Origin of the sequence: Embleya sp. NPDC005575, from assembly GCF_040605455.1 — a bacterium.
Classification (GTDB): domain Bacteria; phylum Actinomycetota; class Actinomycetes; order Streptomycetales; family Streptomycetaceae; genus Embleya.
Map to the genome: position 1 here is coordinate 1 of NZ_JBEXCV010000310.1, position 3,802 is coordinate 3,802.

The 3,802-nt window shown below is 70.8% G+C and carries 3 protein-coding genes and 1 pseudogene; 2 read left to right on the plus strand and 2 right to left on the minus strand.

Going from position 1 to position 3,802, the window contains the following annotated elements; translation table 11 throughout:
* Window positions 1–155: 155 nt before the first annotated feature.
* Entirely contained in the window at window positions 156–809 is a 654-nt protein-coding gene (locus tag ABZS54_RS42450) for a TetR/AcrR family transcriptional regulator (protein ID WP_355548667.1), read from the minus strand.
* 251 nt (window positions 810–1,060) lie between these two features.
* On the opposite strand from ABZS54_RS42450, the gene ABZS54_RS42455 reads away from it, so the two are divergent.
* Window positions 1,061–1,684, plus strand: coding sequence for a TIGR03086 family metal-binding protein (locus tag ABZS54_RS42455; RefSeq protein ID WP_355548669.1), 624 nt, complete (start codon window positions 1,061–1,063; stop codon window positions 1,682–1,684).
* The gene (locus tag ABZS54_RS42460) at window positions 1,681–2,556 is read left to right on the plus strand and encodes an alpha/beta hydrolase (protein ID WP_355548671.1); all 876 of its coding nucleotides are present in this window, start codon (window positions 1,681–1,683) and stop codon (window positions 2,554–2,556) included. The genes ABZS54_RS42455 and ABZS54_RS42460 overlap by 4 nt, the downstream gene beginning before the upstream one ends.
* Before the next feature lie 285 nt (window positions 2,557–2,841).
* Here ABZS54_RS42460 and ABZS54_RS42465 read toward each other — a convergent pair.
* Window positions 2,842–3,802, minus strand: a pseudogene (locus tag ABZS54_RS42465) (ATP-dependent DNA helicase); the annotation flags it as partial.

The following is a 3,802-nucleotide window of genomic DNA, read 5'->3' on the forward strand; positions in this document are numbered from 1 at the left end:
CGCGGCGGCGGGCCCGCGCCGGCCCCTCACCGCGCCACGACGCCGGAGCGGTGAGGTGCGGTACCGGGTGGTGCGGCCCCGCCGAGCCGGGCGATGCGGCGTAGGGCTCGGGCCGAGCCCATGCTGCCGGGTTCGTGGCCCGAGCGGGGGCCGGGCTACCGGTCCGTGAGGAGGGGGCCGAGGGCGGTCGGGTCGGTGGCTGCGTCGAGGAGGCGGGTGCGGATCGCGGCGCCGGCTCGGGTGTAAGCGCTCGTGTCGTCGTGCAGCATGCTGATGCCGTTGGCGGTCTCCAGGAACGCGATCAGTTCGAAGACGAGTTGGGCCGCGTCGAGGTCGGCCGGCGCCTCGCCGATCGCCTTCGCGGCCTCGACCTCGGTGGTCAGCAGTTCGCGCCAGCCCCGCCAGGCGCCCGCGAGGGCGTCCCGGACTCGACCCGGCCGTGCGTCGAACTCGGCCGAGGCGTTGAAGAAGAAGCAGCCGCCGGGAAACACCCGGTCGCGCGAGTAGGCGATCCAGCCCTCGGTCAGGCGCCAGAGCCGGATGAGGCCGGCGGGCGCGGCGAGCGCGGGGGTGACGACGTGCTCGATGTAGATGTCGACGGCCGCGCCGATCGCGGCGAGCTGGAGTTCCTCCTTGGATCCGAAGTGCGCGAACACCCCGCTCTTGCTGATCTCCAGGTCGCCCGCGAGCCTGCCGATGGAGAGCCCTTCGAGCCCCTCGACGGACGCGATGTCCGCGGCGCGGCGGACGATCGCCTGCCGCGTGCGATCGCCCTTGCGGACCCGCCCATCCGTCGGGGACGTGCTCACGGCCACTCCTACCTCCGGCGGTTCGGCGGATCAGCGGATCAGCGGATCAGTGGATCAGTGGATCAGCCGGACGGTCGTTCGACCGATCGCCGTCGATTATCCCTCGGTCCGCCTTGACAGGGTCTCGACGGTCATTAAATAGTACGACCGGTCGTGCAGTATTCTGCGACGCACGCTTTCCCGTGACCGGCTTCCCCGCCGCGGCGCCCACCGGCCACGCGCCCACCCGCCCTCGCCCATGGAGGCGCCTGATGACCGATACCGGAACACCCGTCACCACCGACCCCGTCGTCGACGGCGGTGAGCTCGACGTGCAAGCGTTGGACCGCCGGGCGACCGTGGTCGTGCTCGATACGCTTCGGCTCGTTCGGCGTGACCAGTGGGATCTGCCCACCCCGTGCGAAGGGTGGGATCTGCGCGATCTGCTCGGCCACATGGTCGCGGAGAATCGAGGCTTCATCGCTGCGGCCGCCGGCGCCACGGACTTGGACGTCTGGCATGACGACTCGCTCGGCGAGGATCCGTGGCTCGACTTCGCCGCTTCGGCGGTGGCTGTGACGGCGGCGTTGTCCGGTCCCGATGTGCCGCAACGGCCGTTGCTTGTAGGGGAGTTCGGTACGTTCCAAGGCTCGGTCGCAATCGCGATGCACTTCGTGGACAACCTTGTGCACGCCTGGGACGTCGCCCGCACGATCGGCCTGCCCGGCACCGTCGAGCCCGAGCTCGCGCTGCGCGCCCTGGCGTTTTCCGAGCGCTGGGAATTGGGCAAGCCCGGCGCCGCGTTCGGTGGCGCGGTCGAGCCGCCGGTGGACGCGACACCGGGGGAGCGTCTTGTCGCGCTGCTCGGTCGCACGCCGCACCGGCGGCCGGCATGACTGCCGTCGAGGCGTCCGCGCGGATCACGCTGCGGGCCACCGGCGCGCTGTCGCCCCGAGCGGCCGGCGCACTCGCGTACCTGCTGTTCCGGCGCCCGTTCGTCCGCGGTCGGGTGCGGCCGGCCGAGCGTTCGGCGCACATGTTCGCGATCACCGACACGATGTACATCGGCGGCAAGCGGGTGGTCACCTATCGGTGGGGCGACGGCGCCGAACCGGTACTCCTGCTGCACGGCTGGCAGTCGCGCGCCTCGCGATTCGCGCCGTTCGTCGAGGAGTTGCGGGCTCGCGGGCTGACCCCGATCGGCTTCGACGCGCCGGGACACGGGGATTCCGGCGGGACCAGTACGACCGTCCTGGAATACGCCGAGATTGCTCGCCGACTCCAGGACAGGTACGGCGACTTCCGGGCCGTGCTCGCACATTCCTTCGGTGTGCTCGGCGCGTTCCAGGCGCTGCGATCGGGCGTGCGGGCCGAGCGAGTGGTGGCGGTGGCCGGGGTGTGCGACATGGAGTACCTGTTGGACCGGTTCAGCGCCGAGCTCGACCTCGCCCCACGGGTCAAGGCATCGGTGCGGGAGCGGGCGGACGCTCGGCTCCTGGCGCCGGAGTCGGCCATCTGGCAGCGGTTCTCCGCGTCCTACGGAGCCGGCCCGGTGCAGGTGCCGATCCTGGTCGTGCACGACGAGGACGACGTCATGGCGGTGGCCGATCAGGGGTATCGACTGGCGGCGGCCTACCCGGATCAGGCCCGGCTGTTCGTCACCCGGGGCCTGGGCCACAACCGGGTACTCGGCGACGCCACGGTGCTCGCCGAGGTGCTCCGCTTCCTCGAAGCACCCCGGCCGGAGCCCGCGACGGAGTGTGTCTAGTACGCGTATTCGGTTGTGATCAAGAGATGCTCCGGCTGAGGTCTTCGACCCGGATCATCGCGGCGCGAACCTGGAGCCGGCGAGGCGGCTCCGATCCCGACAGGCCCATCGGTGCCCGCACGTCTCCGCGAGCGACCAAGACTGCGGCGTACGCGAGTTCGTGGACCAGGCCGCGTGATGCCGGGTGCGGCCGCGAGCGGTGAGGCGGCGAGCAGCCCCGTGCGCGCGGGCCGGTGTCCGTACCGCACCGGGTGCGCCTGCGGCAACGACGCGGGCGCTGATCCGTCAGGCGGGCTGGACGGTGATCGTGCAGAGGCGCTTGGTGGCCCGGGTCAAGGCTACGTACAAGTCCCTTTCCCCACCGGGGTGGGCCGTGATGATCTCCTCGGGGTTCATGACGACGACACCGTCGAATTCCAGGCCGCGTGCCTCGGATGCAGGCACGATGCGTGCGTGTTGTGCGATGCCTTGGGCCGTCAGTTCGCCCACCCTCGTGTCCGCGCAGATCACTCCCAGAAGCTCGCCCGGGTACGCGGTGCTCTGGGCTTGGAGCTCCTGGGCGACGGCGATGACCAACCCGTCCGGAGGCGTGGTCACGGTGCGAGGGCTCTCACCGCTTCGCAGTGACCGTGTCGGCTTCTGGTCCGGAGCGATCCGCGCGAGCAGCTCTCGGACGCTCTCCAGAATCTCCTGCGTGGTGCGGTAGCTGACGGTCAGGTTGTGCAGTTTGAACCGCGGTCCGACGTGCGGGCTCAGTGCTTCCTTCCAGTCGCGTGCTGTCGCGACCGGGCCGGCCTGGGCGAAGTCACCCACCAGAGTCATCGCCCTTGCCGGGCAGTGGCGGATGATCATCCGCCACTGCATGGCGGTCAGCTCCTGCGCCTCGTCGACGACGACGTGCCCGTACGTCCGCTCCGGCGGGCCGTCGACCAGGCTCGCAGCCTCGTCCAGCAACGGCACATCGGCATTGGTCCACGGGTGGTCCGGATCGCGCAGCAGAAGTGACCGCTCCTCCGCAGTCAATCGGGGCAAGCGCTCGGCGAGAGCGTCGGCGTTCGTCAGGAGCGCATTCACGAGGTCACCGGGTACCAGCCGCGGCCACAACACCTCGACCGCTCGGTCGACGCCGGCATCGTCGAGGAGATCGGCCCGGATGGCGTCCAGGTCCAGCTCGTGGACCGGACCCGAGTCGGCTGCACCTTCGGCACGGCGCTGGGCGGCTCCGGTGAACCGGTCGAGGTCCATG

Bases quoted from the DNA above. Each gene is read 5' to 3' on its own strand.
- ABZS54_RS42455 (WP_355548669.1), top strand. From the start codon at position 1,061: ATGACCGATACCGGAACACCCGTCACCACCGACCCCGTCGTCGACGGC.
- ABZS54_RS42460 (WP_355548671.1), top strand. From the start codon at position 1,681: ATGACTGCCGTCGAGGCGTCCGCGCGGATCACGCTGCGGGCCACCGGC.